The following is a 2262-nucleotide window of genomic DNA, read 5'->3' on the forward strand; positions in this document are numbered from 1 at the left end:
GCGCGTTGACCCTCGCCGAAGCCGCGCGGCTCGTCGTGGCGCGCAGCCACGGCCTGCTGTCGATCGCGGGTCGCGGCGGCATGGTCTCCGTGCCGCTCCCGGCCGCCGACACCGAGCGGCTCATCGCGCCGTGGCGGGGCAGCCTCTCCGTCGCCGCCCTCAACGGCGCCGCCGTGACAGTGGTCGCCGGCGACTCGGCGTCGGTCGCCGAACTGCTCGCGCACTGTGCCGAGCGCGACGTCCGCGCCCGGCAGATCGCCGTCGACTTCGCGGCGCACAGCGGCCACGTCGACCCGATCCGCGACGAGGTGATCGCCCGGTTCGGCACCGTGGACCCCCGCTCCAGCACCGTGCCCTTCCACTCCACAGTCACCGGCGAGCCGATCGACACCGCCGGGCTCGACGCCGACTACTGGTACCGCAACCTGCGGGAGCCGGTCCGGCTCGCGCCGGTCGTGGACCAGCTGATCGAGCGGGGCTTCCGGACGTTCGTCGAGGTCAGCCCGCACCCCGTACTCAAGATCGCCGTGCAGGACGCGCTCGACCGGAAGGCCGACGGCGGCGTGGTGGTGGGCTCGCTGCGCCGCGACGGGCACGGGCCGCGTCAGCTACTGGCCAACCTCGGCGAGCTGCACGTCGCCGGCGTGCCCGTCGACTGGTCGCGCGTCTTCGCCGGCTCCGGCGCCACCCCTGTCGACCTGCCCACGTACGCCTTCCAGCGGGACCGGTTCTGGCCGGTGCTCGACCGCTCCGCCACCGGCGACGTGTCGGGCGCGGGGCTGGGCGCGGCCGGGCACGGGCTGCTCGGCGCGGCGGTGCGCCTCGCCGGCGACGACGAGGTCGTGCTGACCGGCCGGCTGTCGGCGTCCACGCACCCGTGGCTCGCCGACCACGTGGTCGGCGGCGCCGTGGTGTTGCCGGGCACGGCCCTCGTCGAGCTCGCGGTGCGCGCCGGCGACGAGGTCGGCGCCTCCCGGGTGCGGGAACTGACCGTCGCCGCGCCGTTGGTGCTGCCGAACCCGGGCGCGATCCGCGTGCAGGTGCGCGTCGGCGCCTGCCGACGGCTTCCGGAACCCCGGAGCGTGGGGTGCACTCGCAGCCCGACGGCGACCCCGAGGACCCCTGGACGCGGCACGCCGACGGTCTGCTGGAACAGGCCACCGACGAGCCGGCGTTGGGCTCCTGGCCACCGGCCGGAGGCACCGAGGTGGACCTCGCCGGCTGGTACCCGGCGCTCGCGGAGCGCGGCCTGGCCTACGGACCGGCGTTCCGGGGCCTGCGGCGGCTGTGGACCGCCGGCGACGAGGCGTACGCCGAGGTGACCCTGCCGGACGAGGCGGCCGGCGACGCCGACGGCTTCGCCGTGCACCCGGCGTTGCTGGACGCCGCCCTGCACCCCGTCGGGCTGCTGCTGGCCGAGCGCTCCGGCGGACCGCGCGTGCCGTTCGCGTTCGAGGGCGTGCAGGTGCACGCCTCCGGCGCCCGGACGCTGCGGGTGCGGCTGACCCGGGCGGGCTCGCGCGTGCGGCTGGTGGCCGGGGACGAGTCCGGCGTGCCCGTGGTGTCGGTCGAGTCGCTCGCCCTGCGGGAGATGACCGACGCCACCGGCGCGGAGGCCGCGGAGCGGTCGATGTTCGAGGTGACGTGGCAGGCCGAGACGGTCACCCCGGCGCGGGACGTCTCCGGCTGGGTGCTGCTCGGCGACGGACCCGCCCCGGCGGACCTCGTCACGCCGGTGTTCCCGACCGTCGGCGAGCTGACCGCGGCGGTCTCGGCCGGTACGGTCGAGGGGCCCCGCGCGCTCGTGGTCCCCGTGCCCGCCGGCACCCCGGACGGCGACCTGCCCGACGAAGTCCGTACGGCCACCGCCCGCGTCCTGGCCGTGCTGCACTCCTGGCTGGACAGTGAGGCGCTGGCCGACACCACGCTCGTCGTGCTGACCCGGGCGGCGGTGGCCGCCACCCCGGCGGACGCGGTGCGGGACCTGCCCGGCGCGGCGGTCTGGGGTCTGCTGCGCTCGGCGCAGTCCGAGCACCCGGGGCGGATCGTCCTCGCCGACGTCGACGGGGACCTCACCCCGGCCACCCTCGCCGTGCTCGCCGCCGTCGCCGAGAACCCCTCGCCGACCGGCGGCCAGGTGGCCGTACGCGGCAACGAGGTGCGCACGCCCCGCCTGGGCCGGCCCTCCTCCAGGCCGCCGACGAACTCGTCCCGCCGGACGGTCTTACTGTCGGGGCGGTCAGCCCCGGCACCCTCGACGGC

General features: G+C 77.1%; 2 protein-coding genes. Both read left to right on the top strand.

Going from position 1 to position 2262, the window contains the following annotated elements; translation table 11 throughout:
* A partial coding sequence (locus MCBG_RS34895) for an acyltransferase domain-containing protein (protein ID WP_369799342.1) occupies window positions 1-1322 on the top strand: 1322 nt, incomplete at its 5' end.
* The coding region (locus MCBG_RS34900) for a polyketide synthase dehydratase domain-containing protein (RefSeq protein ID WP_369799343.1) at window positions 1208-2262 on the top strand (1055 nt) is incomplete at its 3' end. The genes MCBG_RS34895 and MCBG_RS34900, both read left to right, overlap by 115 nt.

This window comes from Micromonospora sp. M42 (genome assembly GCF_000568915.1).
GTDB lineage: Bacteria > Actinomycetota > Actinomycetes > Mycobacteriales > Micromonosporaceae > Micromonospora > Micromonospora chalcea.